We start from the raw sequence: 18934 nt of genomic DNA, 5'->3' as shown, positions 1-18934 counted from the left end.
GTGGTGACGTGCTGCGCGGTGATCTGGTCCGGCCCCTGGCCGAACTGCTCCGGGAACATGCCGAGCGTCGCGGAGACAAGGTCGCCTTCTCGGACACCCGCCGGAGCGTCAGTTACGCCGACCTCGAACGGCGAACCCGGCGGCTGGGCGGCCACTTCCGTTCCCTCGGGCTGGGACCCGGCGACCGTGCGGGGGTCTACCTGGAGAACAGCGTCGAGGTGGCGGAGAGCTACCATGCCGTCGTCCGGTCCGGCGCCGTCTGCGTCCCGGTCAGCCCGCGGACCAGTGGCGCCGAACTGGACTACCTGCTCGACGACGCCGGTATCCGGCTCCTGATCACCGACCGGACACGACTCGCCCAGGTCCGCGAACTGCTGTCGGCACACCCAGGACTGACCGTGGTGGTCACCGGTGACGCCCGCGGGCAGCTGCCTCAGGGCACCGTCGACTATGAGGAACTGGCAGCTGCCGAGCCCGCTCTGCCGCCCCGGGACGACCTCGGCCTCGACGATCCGGCCTTCATGCTCTACACCTCCGGCACCACCGGCCGGCCCAAAGGTGTGCTGTCCACCACCCGCAACTCGCTGTGGACGATCGGTGCCTGCTACGCCCCGATCCTCGGACTCGCCGAGGAGGACCTGGTGCTGTGGCCGCTGCCGCTGACCCATTGCCTCGGTCATCACCTGGGTGTACTCGGTGTCACCGCAGTGGGCGCGACGGCCCACATCATGAGCGGTTTCGACGCCGGCGAGGCGCTGGCACTGCTGCGGAACCGCCCCTTCACCTTCCTCGCGGCCGTGCCCGCCATGTACCACCAACTGGTGTCGGCGGCCGAGAACCAGGGGCCGGTGCCGACCGCGCTGCGGATGTGCCTGACCGCCGGCTCGGTGGCCAGTGAACGACTTCGCACGTCCGTGCAGGACGCCCTCGGCGTGGCCCTGATCGACAGCTACGGAACCACCGAGACCTGCGGTCCGATCACCACCAACTGGCCAGCCGGCGAACGAGTGCCCGGCTCCTGCGGGCTGCCGCTGCCCGGACTCGACGTCCGCCTGGTCGACCCCGACACCGGCACGGACGTCCCGGTCGGTGCGGAGGGGGAGGTGTGGGCCAAGGGGCCGAACGTCATGCTGGGCTATTTCGACCCGGCCACCGGGGCCGCCGTTCCACCGGCCGGCGGTTGGCACCGGACCGGAGATCTGGCCCGGGCCGCAGCGTCTGGGCACCTCACCATCACCGGCCGGAGCAAGGAGCTGATCATCCGCGGCGGTGAGAACATCCACCCCGGCGAGGTGGAAGAGGTGCTGCTGCGGGTGCCCGGTGTGCGCGACGCCGCGGTTGCGGCTGAGCCCCACGAGGTGCTGGGCCAGGTGCCGGTCGCCCTGGTGGTCGCCGCGCCGGAGGGTGTGGACGCACAGCGGCTGTTCGCCGAGTGCCGTGAGCGCCTCGCTGCCTACAAGGTGCCTGCCGAACTGCACACCGTGGCGCAGGTGCCGAGGACGCCCTCCGGCAAGATCGTCCGAGATGCCCTGTCCGGCCTGCCGCGGCGGCTCGTCGCCACCGCGACCGGCCGGTCGGAGTCGCTGAACCGGATCGACTGGGTCCCGCTGCCGGTCTCTGCCTCGACTGTACGTCGGCCGGAGTGGACAGTGCTGGGCGCGGCGGCGGACGCGGCGGACGTGCCGGTCGTCACCGATCCGTCGGAACTCCCCGCCCTGGCGCGGGCCCGGATCACGGCCGCTGCCTCCGACGGCGAGGTCCTGGTCGTGGTCACCCGGAGGGCAAGGGACGCCGTGTTCGGTGGCGGGGCGGCCGGTTGGACGGACCGGGATCAGCCCTGGGCGCGACTGCGCTCGCTCCAGGCGGAGTACCCGGATCGGCTGGTGCTGGTCGACACCGACAGCGAGACCGTCGCCCGCGCAGACCTGCGCCTGGTGGTGGAGTCCGGAGAGCCGCAGGCCGTGGTCGCGGCCGCAGGAAGGCTCGTGCCTCGGTCGGCCGAGGCCCGGGTGCCGACCGGGCGGGCTCCGGTCTTCGACCCGGATCGGGCCGTCGTCCTCACCGGAGCATCCGGCGCGGTAGGCGCGGCAGTCGCGCGGCAGCTGGTCACCGGATACGGGATACGCCGCCTGGTGCTCGCCGACTCCGGTGCTGGGGACTGCGCGGAGCTGATCGCGGAACTGACCGGTCTCAGTGCCGACGTTCGGCCGGTGTCCGGCGCGCCAACCGATCCGCAGACGGCGGCCGCGGTACGGGCGGCGGCGGACGGCCCGATCGGCGCGGTGGTTCACGCAGAGCCCGTGGTATCCGTCGGCCCCGACACCGGGCGGGTGCCCGCGTCGGACCGGTTGGACGCGCTGCGCCGACTGGCCGGAGGAGCCGGACTCCCGGTCCTGGTGGTGCTCACGCCACTGGCCGCCGCACTCGGTACGGCGGGCCCGGCCGAAGCTGCGGCGGCCGCGTATGCAGCCGGCCTGGTGCGCGACCACCGCGCGGCGGGCCGTACCGGGGTGCTGCTGGCCACTCCTGACTGGGCGCAGGGCGATGACGAGTCGATCACGGTGTCGGAGGGCCTGACGTTGTTCGATGCCGCCCTCGCGGGGGACGAACCCGTTCTCCTGGTCCGGCCGCCGGCTCGGAGTGCGGTCGGCGCTGTCCTGCCCCGGCGCTCCCCCGACGGGGCCGGAGAGTGGACGGCCGTGGACGATTCGGTGCGGGCCGAGCTGGTCCGGTCGCTGGCGGAGCTTCCGGCGGCGGCCCGCTCCACACACCTGCTCGCCCTGGTCCGCGCCGAGTTGGGCGCGATACTGAGCGAGTCCGACTGGGCGTCCGAGGAAGAGTCGGCCCCCGCAGACCGGGCCTTCAAGGACCTCGGGCTGACCTCGGCCACGGCGGTGCGGTTGCGCAACCGGCTCGCGGTCGCCACCGGTCTGCCGCTGCCGGCCACGGTGGCCTTCGACCACCCGACCGCGGCCTCGCTGGCCCGCCACCTGCTCGGCGAACTGACCGGGGCCCCGCTCACGACCTTTGCCGACACTCCGGGTGGGGTTGTGGGGTCGGGTGATCCGGTGGTGATTGTGGGGATGGGTTGTCGGTATCCGGGTGGGGTGGAGTCGCCGGAGGATCTGTGGCGGTTGGTGGTGGAGGGGCGTGACGGGATTTCGGGGTTTCCGGAGGACCGGGGGTGGGATCTGGCTGCGCTGTTCGACGAGGATCCGGATGTGCCGGGGACGAGTTACACGCGGCACGGTGGGTTCCTGCGCGATGTGGCCGGCTTCGACCCGGCGTTCTTCGGGATCGGTCCCGGTGAGGCATCGGTGATGGATCCGCAGCAGCGGTTGCTGCTGGAGGTGTCCTGGGAGGTGCTGGAGCGGGCCGGGATCGATCCGCTGTCGCTGCGCGGCAGCAGGACCGGGGTCTTCACCGGCCTGATGCACCACGACTACGCGGAGCGCTTCCCCGGGGTACCGCGCAGGCTGGAGGGCTATCTGGGCACTGCTGCCGCGGGCAGCGTTGCCTCCGGGCGGGTGGCCTACACGCTGGGACTGGAAGGTCCGGCGGTGACGGTGGACACGGCGTGTTCGTCGTCGCTGGTCGCGCTGCATCTGGCGGCGCAGTCGCTGCGGCAGGGCGAGTGCGACCTCGCCCTGGCCGGCGGCGCAGCGGTGATGGCGTCGCCGCAGGTGTTCGTCGACTTCTCGCGGCAGCGGGCGCTGTCGCCGGACGGCCGCTGCCGGGCCTTCGGGGCGGGAGCGGACGGCACCGGATGGTCGGAGGGCGTCGGACTGGTGCTGCTGGAGCGGTTGTCGGATGCGGTGCGGCTGGGGCATCGGGTGCTGGCGGTGGTGCGGGGTTCGGCGGTGAACCAGGACGGTGCGTCGAACGGGTTGACGGCGCCGAACGGTCCGTCGCAGCAGCGGGTGATCCGTGACGCGTTGGCGGGTGCGGGTCTGTCGGCGGCGGATGTGGATGTGGTGGAGGCGCACGGGACGGGGACGTCGTTGGGCGATCCGATCGAGGCGCAGGCGTTGCTGGCGACCTATGGGCAGGACCGGGACCGTCCGCTGCTGCTCGGATCACTGAAGTCGAACATCGGCCACACCCAGGCCGCCGCCGGGATCGGCGGCGTCATCAAGTCGGTGCTCGCCATCCGTGCCGGAGTTGTGCCCAGGACCCTGTACGCCGAGCAGCCCTCGCCGCATGTTGACTGGTCGTCGGGTGCGGTGGAGCTGGTGACCCGGAACACGGAGTGGCCCACGTCGGGGCGGCCCCGGCGGGCGGCGGTGTCGTCCTTCGGGCTGAGCGGGACCAATGCGCATGTGATTGTCGAGCAGGGGCCGGAGCCGGTGGAGTCGGAGCCGGTGGGGTCGGGGTCGGTGGTGCCGTGGCTGGTGTCGGCGCGGTCGGAGCGGGCGCTGGCGGAGCAGGTCGGGCGGGTGCGTTCGTTCGCGGAGTCGGGGGGTGCGTCGGCGGCGGATGTGGGGCGGTCGTTGTTGGGCCGGTCGTTGTTCGAGCACCGGGCGGTGCTGCTGGCGTCGGCGGAGGGTGTGGTGGAGGCGGCGCGGGGAGTGGCGGGTGCGGGCCGCCTGGGGATGCTGTTCTCCGGACAGGGTGCGCAGCGGTTGGGGATGGGGCGTGAGCTCCATGCGCGGTTCCCGGTCTTCGCGCGGGCCTTCGACGCGGTGCTGGACCGTTTCCCGGGCCTGCGCGAAGTCGTCTGGGGCGACGACGCCGGACTCCTGGAACAGACGGGCTGGGCTCAGCCCGCGCTGTTCGCGGTGGAGGTGGCGTTGTTCCGGTTGGTCGAGTCGCTGGGGGTGGTCCCGGAGTTCGTGGGCGGCCACTCGCTGGGTGAGATCGCCGCGGCGCATGTTGCCGGGGTGCTGTCCCTGGACGACGCCTGCACCATGGTCGCCGCCCGGTCCCGGTTGATGCAGGCACTGCCCGCAGGCGGAGCGATGCTGTCGCTCCAGGCCGACGAGGGCGAGGTGCTGCCGCTGCTGACGCCGGGCACCTCGATCGCCGCGGTCAACGCGCCCGAGTCGGTCGTGGTCGCCGGGGCGGAGGGAGAGGTGCTCGCGGTCGCCGCGCGGCTGCCCGAACGCAAGTCGTCACGGCTGAAGGTGTCGCACGCCTTCCACTCGCCCCTCATGGACCCGGTGCTCGACGAGTTCCGCGCCCAGATCGACGGGCTCGCCTTCGCGGAGCCGCAGATTCCGATCGTGTCCAACCTGACCGGCGCGATAGCCGCCGAGGAGATCCGCTCGCCCGAGTACTGGGTGCGGCATCTGCGCGAGACGGTCCGTTTCGCCGACGGCGTCACCGCCCTGGCCGAAGCCGGGGTGACAGTGCTGCTGGAGCTCGGACCGGACGGCGTTCTCGCTGCCCTCGCGGGCCGGATCGGGTCCGGACCGGCCGCGGTCCCGGCGCTGCGCGCCGACCGGGCCGAGGAGGCAGCGCTGCTGACCGCCCTGGCCCGGTTGCACACCGGCGGAGTGGCGGTCGACTGGCGCGGGCTGCTCGACGGACCCGGGTCCCTGTCCGCCGACCTGCCGACCTACCCCTTCCAGCGGGAGCGGTACTGGCTCGACGCCCCGGCACCCGCCCGGGGCGACATGCGCTCGGCCGGTCTGCTGGCCACCGGCCACCCGCTGCTGGTCGCAGCAGTGGACCTGGCCGGTGCCGGAGGACGCCTGTTCACCTCCCGGCTCTCGGTGGGCGCCCACCCCTGGCTGGCCGACCACCGGATGCACGGGCGGATCGTGGTGCCCGGCTCCGCCTTCGTGGAACTGGCACTGCGCGCGGGTGACGAGTCCCGCTGCCCGCTGATCGCGGAGCTGACGGTCCGTACTCCGCTGGTCCTTCCGACGGACGGCGCGGTCCGGCTGCAACTCGCCCTGGAGGCCGCGGGCGTGGACGGCGGGCGCCCGTTCTCGGTGTACGCACAGGACGAGTCGGAGGGCAGTGACTGGACGCTGCACGCGACAGGAGTGCTCACGGCAGAGGAGGCGGCACCGCCATCCGACCTCTCCGATTGGCCGCCCGGGGATGCCGTACCGGTCGATACGGAGGACCTGTACGAGCGGCTGAGTGCCCGGGGCTACGACTACGGGCCGGCGTTCCAGGGACTGCGGGCCGCCTGGGTGCGAGGGGCGGAGGTGTTCGCTGAGGCGGCCCTGCCCGCGGAGGCCGACCCGGCCGGCTACGGCATCCATCCGGCGCTGCTCGACGCCGCTCTGCACACCGTGCATGCGTCCGATACGGAGGAGGACCCGGAGGGCGCGCTGCCGCTGCCCTTCTCCTGGAGCGGCGTGACCCTGCACGCACCCGGCGCCACGCAGGTCCGGGTGCACCTGACCCGGCCGTCGGCGGACAGGGTCGCACTCCGGCTGACCGATCCGGCGGGAGCCCAGGTCGGTGCGGTGCAGTCGCTGGTGCTCCGTGCCGCAGCGGCCGAGCAGTTCGGGGACGCGGGACGACCGGCCGGCCCTGGCCTGTTCGCGCTCGACTGGGAGCCGGTGACTCCCGTTACCGCATTCCCGGCGGCAGGTGACTGGGCCGTGCTGCCCGAACTCGGGACGGCGGGGGCGCTGCGAACCCGGCTCGCCGACCTCGGCGCCGACAGAGCGCCGGAGACCGTGCTGGTGTCCTGCCCGGCCATCGGCGACGACAGCGCTGGGGGCCCGGGTGCGCAGGTCGCCCCGGTTCTGGAACTGCTGCAGCTCTGGCTGGAGGATGAGCGCTTCGCTGCGTCGCGACTGGTGCTCGTCACCGAACAGGCGGTGGCCACTGCCCCGGGCGAGGCCGTGCGGAACCCGGCTCAGGCCGCGGTCTGGGGTCTGGTGCGCACGGCGCAGACCGAACACCCCGACCGCTTCGTGCTGATCGACGCCGAGCCCGGCGTCGGACCGGAGCGGCTCGTCACCGCCGTGGCGACGGGCGAGTCCCAGCTGGCGATTCGCGGCGAGTCCCTGCGAACCCCCCGACTGGCCGCCGCAGAGCCCTTGACCGCCGGGCTGCCCGAGTTCGCGCCCGAGGGCACCGTACTGGTCACCGGTGCCACGGGGGCTCTCGGCCGGATCTTCTCCCGGCACCTGGTCACCGTCCACGGCGTGCGGCACCTGCTGCTGCTCAGCCGCAGTGGTACCGCTGCCGACGGCGCCACCGAGTTGGTTGCCGAGCTGGAGCAGCTCGGGGCCCGCGTCACGCTGGCGGCCTGCGACGCCGCGGAACGGGAGGCACTGGCGGCGCTGTTGGCGGCGATCCCCCCGGAGCACCCGCTGACGGCTGTGCTGCACTGCGTCGGCGTCCTCGACGACGGGGTCCTGCAGACGATGACGCCGGAGCGGATGGCAGCCGTGCTGCGCCCCAAGGCCGAGGCCGCGCTCCACCTGCACGAGCTCACCCGCGACGCCGAGCTGGCCGCGTTCGTGCTGTTCTCCTCCGTGGCAGGCGTCCTCGGTGGCGCTGGACAGGCCAACTATGCCGCGGCCAACGCCTTCCTGGACGGGCTGGCCGAGCACCGGCATGCCCTGGGCCTGCCTGCCACCTCGATCGCCTGGGGTCTGTGGGACGGTCCGGCCGGGCTTGCAGCCTCGCTCGGCGATGCCGATCGCGAGCGGTTGCGCCGCTCGGGCATGGTCGCGCTCGACCAGGGAGCCGGAACCGCGCTGTTCGACGAGGCCCTGGCGTCCGGACGCGGTGCGCTGGTCGCGGCCGGGCTGGACACCGCCGTGCTGCGCGCGGACCGCGCCGGAGTACCGGTACTGCTGTCCCGTCTGGCCGGGGGCCGCCGGCGCCGGGCCCCCGGAGCCCCGGCGGGTTCACTGGGGCGGCGTCTGGTGGCGCTGCCGGAGCAGGAACAGTCGCGCACCGTGAGCGAACTGGTCGCCGCGGAGGTGGCGCTGGTGCTGGGACGGCCCGCGCTCGGCCCGGGGGAGACCGGGCTCTCCTTCAAGGAACTGGGCTTCGACTCGCTCACCGCCGTCGAACTCCGGCAGCGGCTGGCGACGGCGACCGGCCTCCGCCTGCCGGCGACAGTGGCTTTCGACCACCCGAGCCTCGCCGCGCTGGCGGAGCATCTGCGTGCGGAACTCCTCGGCCGGCACGCTCCCCTGCCACGGGCCAGCTCTGTTCCGGGTGGGGTTGTGGGGTCGGGTGATCCGGTGGTGATTGTGGGGATGGGTTGTCGGTATCCGGGTGGGGTGGAGTCGCCGGAGGATCTGTGGCGGTTGGTGGTGGAGGGGCGTGACGGGATTTCGGGGTTTCCGGAGGACCGGGGGTGGGATCTGGCTGCGCTGTTCGACGAGGATCCGGATGTGCCGGGGACGAGTTACACGCGGCACGGTGGGTTCCTGCGCGATGTGGCCGGCTTCGACCCGGCGTTCTTCCGGATGGGTCCGCGTGAGGCGATGGCCGCGGATCCGCAGCAGCGGTTGCTGCTGGAGGTGTCCTGGGAGGTGCTGGAGCGGGCCGGGATCGATCCGCTGTCGCTGCGCGGCAGCAGGACCGGGGTCTTCACCGGGGTGATGCACCAGGGCTACGCCTCCCGTCCGGGTCGCGTCCCCGAGGAACTGGAAGGCTACCTGGGCACAGGCAACGCGAGCAGCGTCGCCTCCGGCCGGGTGTCCTTCACCTTCGGCTTCGAGGGTCCGGCGGTGACGGTGGACACGGCGTGTTCGTCGTCGCTGGTCGCGCTGCATCTGGCGGCGCAGTCGCTGCGGCAGGGCGAGTGCGACCTCGCTCTGGCCGGCGGCGTGACCGTGGTGGCGTCGCCCCAGGACTTCGTCGAGTTCTCGCGGCAGCGGGTGCTCTCACCGGATGGCCGCTGCCGGGCCTTCGCCGAGAGCGCCGACGGAGTGGGCTGGGCGGAGGGAGTCGGCATCCTCGCCTTGGAGCGGTTGTCGGATGCGGTGCGGCTGGGGCATCGGGTGCTGGCGGTGGTGCGGGGTTCGGCGGTGAACCAGGACGGTGCGTCGAACGGGTTGACGGCGCCGAACGGTCCGTCGCAGCAGCGGGTGATCCGTGACGCGTTGGCGGGTGCGGGTCTGTCGGCGGCGGATGTGGATGTGGTGGAGGCGCACGGGACGGGGACGTCGTTGGGCGATCCGATCGAGGCGCAGGCGTTGCTGGCGACCTATGGGCAGGACCGGGACCGTCCGCTGCTGCTCGGATCACTGAAGTCGAACATCGGCCACACCCAGGCCGCCGCCGGAGTCGCGGGGCTGATCAAGGTGGTGCTGGCGATGCAGTACGGCACGGTGCCCAGGACGCTGCACATCGATGCGCCCTCGCCGCATGTTGACTGGTCGTCGGGTGCGGTGGAGCTGGTGACCCGGAACACGGAGTGGCCCGCGTCGGGGCGGCCCCGGCGGGCGGCGGTGTCGTCTTTCGGGCTGAGCGGGACCAATGCGCATGTGATTGTCGAGCAGGGGCCGGAGCCGGTGGAGTCGGAGCCGGTGGGGTCGGGGTCGGTGGTGCCGTGGCTGGTGTCGGCGCGGTCGGAGCGGGCGCTGGCGGAGCAGGTCGGGCGGGTGCGTTCGTTCGCGGAGTCGGGGGGTGCGTCGGCGGCGGATGTGGGGCGGTCGTTGTTGGGCCGGTCGTTGTTCGAGCACCGGGCGGTGCTGCTGGCGTCGGCGGAGGGTGTGGTGGAGGCGGCGCGGGGAGTGGCGGGTGCGGGCCGCCTGGGGATGCTGTTCTCCGGCCACGGTGCGCAGCGGTTGGGGATGGGGCGTGAGCTCCATGCGCGGTTCCCGGTCTTCGCACGGGCCTTCGACGCGGTGCTGGACCGTTTCCCGGGCCTGCGCGAAGTCGTCTGGGGCGACGACGCGCAGTTGCTCAGCCGGATCAGATGGACCCAACCGGCCGTCTTCGCGGTGGAGGTGGCGTTGTTCCGGTTGGTCGAGTCGCTGGGGGTGGTCCCGGAGTTCGTGGGCGGCCACTCGCTGGGTGAGATCGCCGCGGCGCATGTTGCCGGGGTGCTGTCCCTGGACGACGCCTGCACCATGGTCGCCGCCCGCGCGCGCCTGATCGACGGCATGCCGGTCGGCGGGGCCATGGTCGCGCTGCGGGCCGACGAGGGCGAGGTGCTGCCGCTGCTGACGCCGGGCACCTCGATCGCCGCGGTCAACGCGCCGGCCAACCTGGTGGTGGCCGGGGTGGAGGACGAAGTCCTTGCCCTGGTCGAGGGTCTGCGCGGGCGCAAGTCCCGGCGACTCGATGTCGCTGCGGCCGGCCACTCGCCGCTCATGGACGCCATCAGCGACGACTACCGTTCCGTGGTCTCCGGGCTGTCCTTCAACAGGCCCGGGATCCCGCTGGTCTCTGGACTCACCGGCGCACTCGCGGACCCGGAGGAGATCTGCGCGCCGGACTACTGGGTGCGGCACCTGCGCGAGACGGTCCGTTTTGCCGACTGCGTCGCCACCCTGGCCGAGGCCGGGGTGACCGCTCTGCTGGAGCTGGGGCCGGATGCGACGCTCGCCGGCCTGGTGGCGGAGTCGAACCCGGACCTCCTCGCCCTCCCGACGCTGCGCAAGGACCGGGGTGAGGAAGTGGCCCTGCTCACCGCGCTGTCCGGGCTGCACGCGGCAGGTGCGGCCGTCGACTGGAAGGAGCTCGTGGCAGGCGCCGGCATCCCCTGGACCGACCTGCCCACCTACCCCTTCCAGCGCGAGCGCTACTGGTGGGAGCCCGTGGCGTCGGCAGCTCAGGACGTCCACGCGGCCGGGCTCGATGCCACCGGCCACGCACTGCTTGGTGCGGCGGTCCAACTGCCCGCGACGAACGGGTACGTGTTCACCGCCAGGCTGTCCCTGCGCAGTCACCCGTGGCTGGCCGACCACCGGGTCGACGGCGTGGCGCTGCTGCCTGGGACGGCACTGGTGGAGTGCGCGTCCAGGGCGGGTGACGAGGTCGGGTGCGCCGTGGTCGAGGACCTCACCATCTTTGCCCCCGTCGTCGTCCCCGAGGACGGCTCGGTGCAGCTCCAATACTCCCTGGACGCCCCTGACCAGGACGGACGCCGGAGGCTGAGTGTGCACGCACGCCTCGACGAGACGGACGAGTGGACCCTTCGCGCCGGCGGCGCCCTGGCTCCGAACGGTCCAGCCCGGACGGAGTCGGTGCACGGGGGCGCCGACCTGTCGGTGTGGCCTCCCGCCGGCAGCGAGCCGGTCGACGTCAGCGACCTGTACGACCGGCTGGCGGCCCAGGGGGTGGCCTACGGGCCGACCTTCCAGGGAGTGCGCGCGGCCTGGCGTCGGGGTGAGGAGCTGTACAGCGAGATCGAACCCCCGGTCGCGCCGGATCTGAGCGGATTCGCGCTGCACCCGGCTCTGTTCGACGCCGCCGTGCACTCGGAGGCACTGGCTGCGGATACGGCCGGGCCCAGGCTGCCGTTCTCCTGGACCGCTGTCACGCTCCATGCCGAGCAGGCGTCAGCCCTGCGGGTCCGGGTCACCCGCACCGGCGAGGACACCTTCTCCGTCCTGGCCGCGGACGCCACAGGACAAACCGTGCTCAGCGTCGGAGCACTCTTCGTCCGGCCGTTGACGCAGTCGCCGACCCGAGTACCGGAGCACCTGTACCGCCCGGAGTGGGTTCCGGTCCAGGCCGTCGGCGGCACCGCCGCCGAAGCGGGGACGGACTGGGCGGCAGTGGGCGCCGACCTGTCCGGTGCGGTCGCACCGCTCGGACCGGACCACGGCGGGTACGCGGATCTGGGCGAACTGGCGGCGGCCGCGGAGGCCGGCGCACGGATACCGGCCACGGTTTTCCTCTCGCTGCACGCACCGGAGTCGACCGACCCCGCCGCAGCCGCTCGGGCCGCCACCGTGCACGCGCTGGAGGCGGTGCAGACCTGGCTCGGCACGTCGGCCTTCGATGGTGCCCAACTGGTGTTCCTCACCCGGTCCGGCATGGACGATTCCGGTCACCCCGGCAGTACGGCGGCCGCCGCGGCCCGAGGACTCGTACGGTCGGCCCAGGCGGAGCACCCGGGCCGGTTCCTGCTGCTGGACATCGGCGCGGCAGACCCGTCGCGGCAGCAGCTGGCGGACGCCGTCGCCCTGGACGAGCCCCAACTCGCCCTCCGTGGAGCAGACATACTCGCGCAGCGCCTGGTCCCGACCCGAACCGCCGCGACGGCCACGGACTGGGGCGAGTGTGTCCTGGTCACCGGCGGCACCGGCACGCTCGGCGGCCTGGTCGCTCGCCGACTGGTCGAGGCGCACGGGGTACGCAGACTGGTACTGGTGAGCCGCAGGGGCCCGGACGCCCCCGGCGCGGCCGTTCTGGTCGCGGACCTGGAGCGGACGGGGGCCCAGGTGACCGTCGTCGCCGCCGACATGACCGACCGGTCCGCGCTGGCCGCCCTGCTTGCCGAGCATCCCGTCACCTCGGTCGTCCATGCCGCTGCTGTGCTGGCGGACTCCCTTGTCGAAAGCATGGACGCCGAGAGCATTGACGCCGTGTTCGGCCCCAAGGTCGACGCGGCAGTGCACCTGGACGAGCTCACCCGGGACAGCGGACTGCGGGCCTTCGTGCTCTTCTCCTCGGTGGCCGGCGTGCTCTGCTCACCCGGTCAGGGCAACTACGCGGCGGCCAACGCCTTCCTGGACGTGCTCGCGCAGCAGCGTCGTGCCGCCGGGCTCCCGGCGACCTCGCTCGCCTGGGGCCTGTGGGACCAGGAGAGCGAGTGGACCGGGAAGCTCACCGAGCGGGACCGCCGTCGAATGGCCGGAGCCGGGGTGCTGCCGCTCTCCACGGAGCAGGGCCTCGCGCTGTTCGACCAGGGCGTCGGCGGAGACCCCTTCACGGTCGCGGCGCGCTTCGACCGCCGGCGGCTGCGGTCCCTGGCCGACGAAGGGACGCTCCCCGCCCAGCTGCGCGGGCTGGTCCGGTCCGCGTCACGACCGGCGGCCGACCGTGGCGACGCGGAGCGCGGGTTCCCGGACAGGGTCCGCCGGCTCCCGCAGGCCCAGCGCGGACCAGTGGTGAACTCGGCGGTCCTGGCCGAGACCGCTGCCGTGCTCGGGCATGCCCGAGCCGACGGCATCAAGGCGGGCAGGGACTTCAAGGAACTGGGGTTTGACTCGCTGGCGGCCGTGGAGTTGCGCAATCGCCTGTCCAGACTCACCGGGCTGCGACTGCCCGCGAGCCTGGTGTTCGACTACCCCAACCCGCGTGCCCTCGCGGCGATGCTGCTGGAGCAGCTCGTGCCGTCGGTCGCTGCGGGCGCGGAGACCGACGAGTCCGGGGTCCGTGCGCTGCTGGCGGACATCCCGCTGGCGCGGCTCCGCGACACGGGGCTGCTCGCCGGGCTGCTCGCGCTCGCCGGACAGGTCGAGGCGGAGCCTCCGCGCAGTGATGACCAGATCGACTCGATGAGCGCCGATGCCCTGGTGGCCCTGGCGCTGGGGCAGGACGCCTGACGGTCTCCGTCGGAGAGGATGACACATGACGAACTCGGACAGCCGACTCGTGGCGGCACTGCGGGAGTCTCTGAAGGAGGCCGAACGGCTGCGCAAGCGCAATGGCGAGTTGCTCGCCGCTGCCTCGGAGCCGATTGCGATCATCGGCATGAGTTGCCGCTACCCCGGCGGCATCGCTTCCCCGGAGGACCTGTGGCAGGCGCTGACCGGATCCGAGGAGACCGATGTCGTCTCCGCCTTCCCCACGGACCGGGGCTGGGACCTGGACCATCTGTTCGACGACGACCCCGACCGGCACGGCCGCACCTATGTACGCAGGGGCGGATTCCTGGACCGGGCGGCCGATTTCGACGCCGGTTTCTTCGGCATCTCGCCCCGTGAGGCGATCGCGATGGACCCGCAGCACCGCCTGCTGCTGGAAGTGTCCTGGGAGGCCCTGGAGCGGGCCCGGATCGACCCTGGCGCCCTCAGGGGCAGCCGGACCGGTGTCTTCACCGGCCTGATGACCGGCACCTACGGGCTCAGCCAGCGGGTGGCACCCGGCGGGTCGGGGGAGCACGAGTGGTACCTGGGGATCAGCAGCACCGGGAGCGTCGCCTCGGGTCGGGTCTCCTACACCCTGGGTCTCGAAGGGCCAGCGGTGTCCCTGGACACCGCCTGCTCCTCGTCCCTGGTCGCCCTGCATCTGGCGGTCCAGTCACTGCGGCGCGGCGAGTCCACCCTGGCGCTGGCGGGAGCTGCAGCCGTGATGAGCACCCCGGCACTCTTCGTCGAGTTCAGCCGCCAGCGCGGGCTTGCGCCCGACGGACGCTGCAAGTCCTTCTCCGCCGCCGCGGACGGCACCAACTGGTCCGAGGGCGTCGGCGTACTGGCCCTGGAGCGGCTCTCGGACGCGGAACGGCTCGGCCATCCGGTGCTTGCGCTGATCCGCGGCACCGCCGTGAACCAGGACGGAGCCTCCAATGGTCTGACCGCGCCCAACGGCCCCTCCCAGCAGCGGGTTATCCGGGCCGCACTCAGCGACGCCGCCCTGTCCCCCGCGGAGGTGGACGTCGTCGAGGCACACGGCACCGGGACGCCGCTCGGCGACCCCATCGAGGCGCAGGCGGTCCTGGCCGCCTACGGCCAGGACCGGCCCCGGCCGCTGCTGCTGGGCTCGCTCAAGTCGCACCTCGGCCACACCCAGACGGCCGCCGGCGCTGCCGGGGTGATCGCCATGGTCCAGGCGATGCGTCACGGCACGCTGCCCCGGACCCGTCATCTGGACCACCCCACCCCGCATGTGGACTGGTCGGCGGGTGCCGTGGAACTTCTGACCGAGCAGACGCCCTGGCCGGAGACGGGTCGACCGCGCCGGGCCGGGGTGTCCGCCTTCGGTGTGAGCGGTACCAACGCCCACGTCGTGCTGGAGCAGCCCCCGCAGGCCGCCGAGCAGCTTGCCGAGCCGGCCGGGTCCGTGCCGGATTCGGCTCCGGTCCTGTGGCCGTTCTCCGGAGTCGACGACCCGTCACTGTGCGCCCAGGCAGGCAGGCTGCTCGACTTCGCGACCGGTTCGGACACCCCTCTCGCCGACATCGGCTGGTCCCTGGCCACCACCCGGGCCACGCTCGACCGACGCGCGGTGGCACTCGGCCGCGACCGGGCGGTTCTGTGCGCGGCCCTGTCCGCCCTGGCGGACGGCGTCCCGGGCCCCGGAGCCGTCACCGGCCGTGCCATCGACGGCGGTGTGGTGTTCGTCTTCCCCGGCCAGGGCAGCCAGTGGGCCGGCATGGGACAGGAACTGCTCCGGTCCTCCCCGGTATTCGCCGAGTCGATGCACCGCTGCGCCGCCGCCTTCTCACGGTATGTGACCTGGGATCTCCTCGACGTCCTTGGCGACGCGGAGGCTCTGGAACGTGGCGAGGTGGTCCAGCCGGCGCTGTTCTCGGTAATGGTCTCCCTGGCCGCGCTCTGGCGGTCCTTCGGGGTCGAGCCGGCGGCGGTGGTCGGCCATTCGCAGGGCGAGATCGCAGCCGCGCACGTTGCAGGGGTGCTCAGTCTGGAGGACGCGGTCCGGATCGTAGCCCTGCGCAGCCGGCTCATCGGCGGCACCCTGGCGGGCCGCGGCGGAATGGTGTCCGTGCCACGGTCCGCCGAGGTGACCGAGGCGCTGATCGCCCCCTGGGGCGACGCCCTCGTCGTCGCCGCCTACAACGGCCCTGCCGTCACAGCGGTCGCCGGGGACCTGGCAGCGGTGGAGGAACTGCTCTCCGTCTGCGCGGAGCAGGGTGTCGCGGCTCGACGGATCCCCATCGCCTACGCCTCCCACAGTGCGCACATCGAGGAGGTGCGCGAGGAGATGCTCGACCTGCTCGACGGTCTGAACCCGGAGCCGCCCGGTGTCGCCTACTACTCGAGCCTGACCGGTGGACTGATGGAGCAGCCCGTCCTGGATGCCGGGTACTGGTACGAGAACGCACGACGTCCGATCGACTTCACCGGCGCGGTCGGGGCGCTGCTGGACGACGGCCACCGGGTCTTCGTCGAGTGCAGCGCCCACCCGGTGCTGGCGATGACGCTGCAGGACATCCTGGACGGGGCCGCCACCGAGGGCGCGGTCCTGGGATCGCTCCGCCGTGGCGAAGGCGGCCTGGACCGCTTCCTGAACGAGGTCGCCACCGCCTACGTGAACGGCGTCCCGGTCGACTGGACCGCGGTCCACGGTCCGGACCGCGAACAGGTCGACCTGCCGACGTACGCCTTCCAGCGCCGCCGTTTCTGGTTGGAAAGTGTCGCTCCCGCACTGGTGGACGCCACTGGACTCGGCCTGGACCGCCCGGACCACGCCCTGCTGGGCGCCGGCTTTCCGCTGCCCGACAGCGGCGGCTACCTTTTCGCCGCCAGGCTGTCGCTGCGGGCCTTTCCGTGGCTGGGCGATCACATGGTCCACGGTTCGGCCGTGCTGCCCGGCGCGGCTCTGGTCGAGCTCGCGGTCCGGGCCGCGGACCAGGTCGGCTGCCGGGCGGTCGAGGAACTCACGGTCCTCGTGCCCCTGGTGCTGCCGCCGACGGGCGCGGTGCGTCTCCACCTCGCCGTCGGCGGCCCCGACGGGTCGGGGGCCCGCACCCTGCGCGTGTACGCGCGTGACGACGACGATCCGGACTCGGTGGAGTGGACCCTGCACGCGTCCGGGACGCTGGTCCCCGAGGCCGCGGGCAGTCAGGTGACTCTGGATCAGTGGCCTCCCACTGCACGCGAGTTGGATGTGAGCGGCGTCTACCCGGCGCTGGCTGGGCTAGGGATCGACTACGGACCCGCCTTCCGCGGCCTGCGCCGGGCCTGGCGCGCGGGAGCGGAGACCTTCGCCGAGGTGGGTCTGCCGGAGGAGGTGGCGGCGACCGGATTCGTGCTTCACCCGGCGCTGCTCGACGCCGCGCTGCACGCCGTCTTCACGGCCGCGGAGGGCGAGCAGCCTGAAACCCCCCGGCTGCCCTTCGTCTGGTCTGGTGTCCAGGTGCACGCAAGCCGCGCCGCGGTCCTTCGAGTGCGGCTCACCAGGACCGGGGAGGGTGCGCTGGCGGTCGACATCTGCGACGCACAGGGCGCGCCGGTCGCCTCGGTCGCCTCGGTCCTGGCCCGCCCGTTCGCCGCCGGACAGTTGTCCGCGGGCCGCGGTGCGGCGTCGACCATGCTGTACCGGCCCGAGTGGAAACCGTTGGACATGCCCTCCCGGCCTGCGGAGCTCCTCGTGGTCGACGGCCTCGACGACATCCCCGCAGGCGCTGCGATTCCCGCGGTGGTAGCTGTGCGCCTCCACCCCGGGGTACCAGGCACGGCGCCTGAGCGCGCCCGCACCCACAGCTACCGCGTGCTCGACCTGGTGCAGCGCTGGATCGCGGAGGAGCGCTTCGCCGACGCCCGCCTGGCCGTCGTTACCCATCGGGCGGCCGGGGCCGACGCCACCGATCCGGCCCAGGCGGCGGTTTGGGGGCTGATCCGGTCCGCCCAGGCGGAACACCCGGACCGGTTCCTGCTGGTGGACCTGGAACGTGACGAGGACACCGGGCTGCTACCCGCCGCGGTGGCGACAGGTGAGCCACAACTGCTGGTCCGCGATGCCAGACTGCACGCACTGCGGCTGCTGCGCGCCGAGCGCCGCCGTGTGTCGGAACAGGAAGTCTGCGGCCCCGAGGGCACAGTACTGATCACCGGCGGCAGTGGGGGGCTGGCCCGGTTGCTGGCCCGGCATCTGGTGGCCGCACACGGGGTGCCGCACCTCACGATGCTCTCCCGACGGGGCGCCGCGGCACCCGGATCGGCGCAGCTCGCTGAGGAGCTCGCCGCCGACGGTGCTTCGGTGACCTTCGTCTCCTGCGACGTCGCGGACCGGGCCGCGTTGGCCGGCGCCCTCCGTGCTCTGGGCCGCCCCCTCCACACAGTGGTGCACACCGCTGGCGTGGTGGACGACGGTCTGATCGAGTCGCTGGACCGGAAACGGATCGATACGGTCTTCGCCCCGAAGGTGGACGCCGTCGTGCATCTGGACGAGCTCACCCGGACTCACGCGTTGAGGGCTTTCGTGGTGTTCTCATCCGTGGCGGGCGTCCTCGGCGGACCGGCCCAGGGCAACTATGCCGCCGCCAACGCATTCCTGGACGCCTTCGCGACCGTGCGGCGCAGTGCCGGTCTCCCGGCCACCTCGCTGGCCTGGGGCATGTGGGAACAGCAGGACGGCATGGCCGGCCGCCTCAGCCCCACCGACCGTAGCAGGCTGAGCCGTGACGGCATGCTGCCGCTGACGGACGAGCAGGGCCTGTTGCTCTTCGATGCCGCGCTGTTCCGCGAGGATCCGGCCCAGGTTCCGGTTCGGCTGGACACGCGGGCGCTCGCCGACCGGGGCGTGTCGGTACGGCCGATCCTGCGGGAGCTGGCTGCGGTCGCGGCCCGGCCCACGGCGTCCTCGGCGGTCGCTGGCGTCCCCGAGGCCACCGGCCTGGCGGAGCGGCTGAAGGGGCTGTCCGCAGCCCGCCGGGACCAGACGCTCGCCGAGCTCGTCCATACCGAGATCATCACCGTGCTGGGTCATGGCCCGGACAGCGTCCTGGACCCGGCCCGGCCCTTCAAGGACCTCGGCTTCGACTCCCTCACGGCAGTGGAACTGCGCAACCGGCTCTCCGCAGTCACTGGCCTGCGGCTGCCCACGGCCATGGTCTTCGACCATCCGAACACGGCCGAACTGGTCTCCTTCATCCACGCCGAGGTCCTCGGCAGTGTCCCTGGCCCGGCGCAGGCGCTCACAGCGGATATCGACAGGATCGACGAGGCCCTCGGCCAGGTCGAGGTGACGGACACGGAACGGACCGTGGTGACGTCCCGGCTGCAGGCCCTGCTCGCCAAGTGGCAGCTCGCGGAGGGTCCGAGGAGCAGCCGCGAGGCGATCGAGTCCGCCAGTGACGACGAGATGTTCGCCCTGATCGACAGCGAGGTCGGCACGGGCTGACCCCGGGGCCGACCGCAACCGG

At 72.8% G+C, this 18934-nt stretch carries 2 protein-coding genes; both read left to right on the top strand.

Annotated features, from left to right (window positions below):
- Positions 1-8: 8 nt before the first annotated feature.
- Positions 9-13433, top strand: a complete 13425-nt coding sequence (locus ABH941_RS27810; protein ID WP_370132279.1) for an SDR family NAD(P)-dependent oxidoreductase — start codon at positions 9-11, stop codon at positions 13431-13433.
- Positions 13434-13458: 25 nt separating this feature from the next.
- Entirely contained in the window at positions 13459-18912 is a 5454-nt protein-coding gene (locus ABH941_RS27805; RefSeq protein WP_370132278.1) for a type I polyketide synthase, read from the top strand.
- The last annotated feature ends 22 nt before the right edge of the window (positions 18913-18934 follow it).

The organism is Streptacidiphilus sp. EB103A (assembly GCF_041261405.1).
Lineage (GTDB): Bacteria > Actinomycetota > Actinomycetes > Streptomycetales > Streptomycetaceae > Streptacidiphilus.
The sequence above is the reverse complement of the archived record's forward strand: the minus strand, read 5'-3'. Positions and strand labels throughout refer to the sequence as shown.

Excerpts from the sequence above, each read along its gene's own strand:
- ABH941_RS27805 (WP_370132278.1), top strand. The coding sequence starts at position 13,459 with ATGACGAACTCGGACAGCCGACTCGTGGCGGCACTGCGGGAGTCTCTG.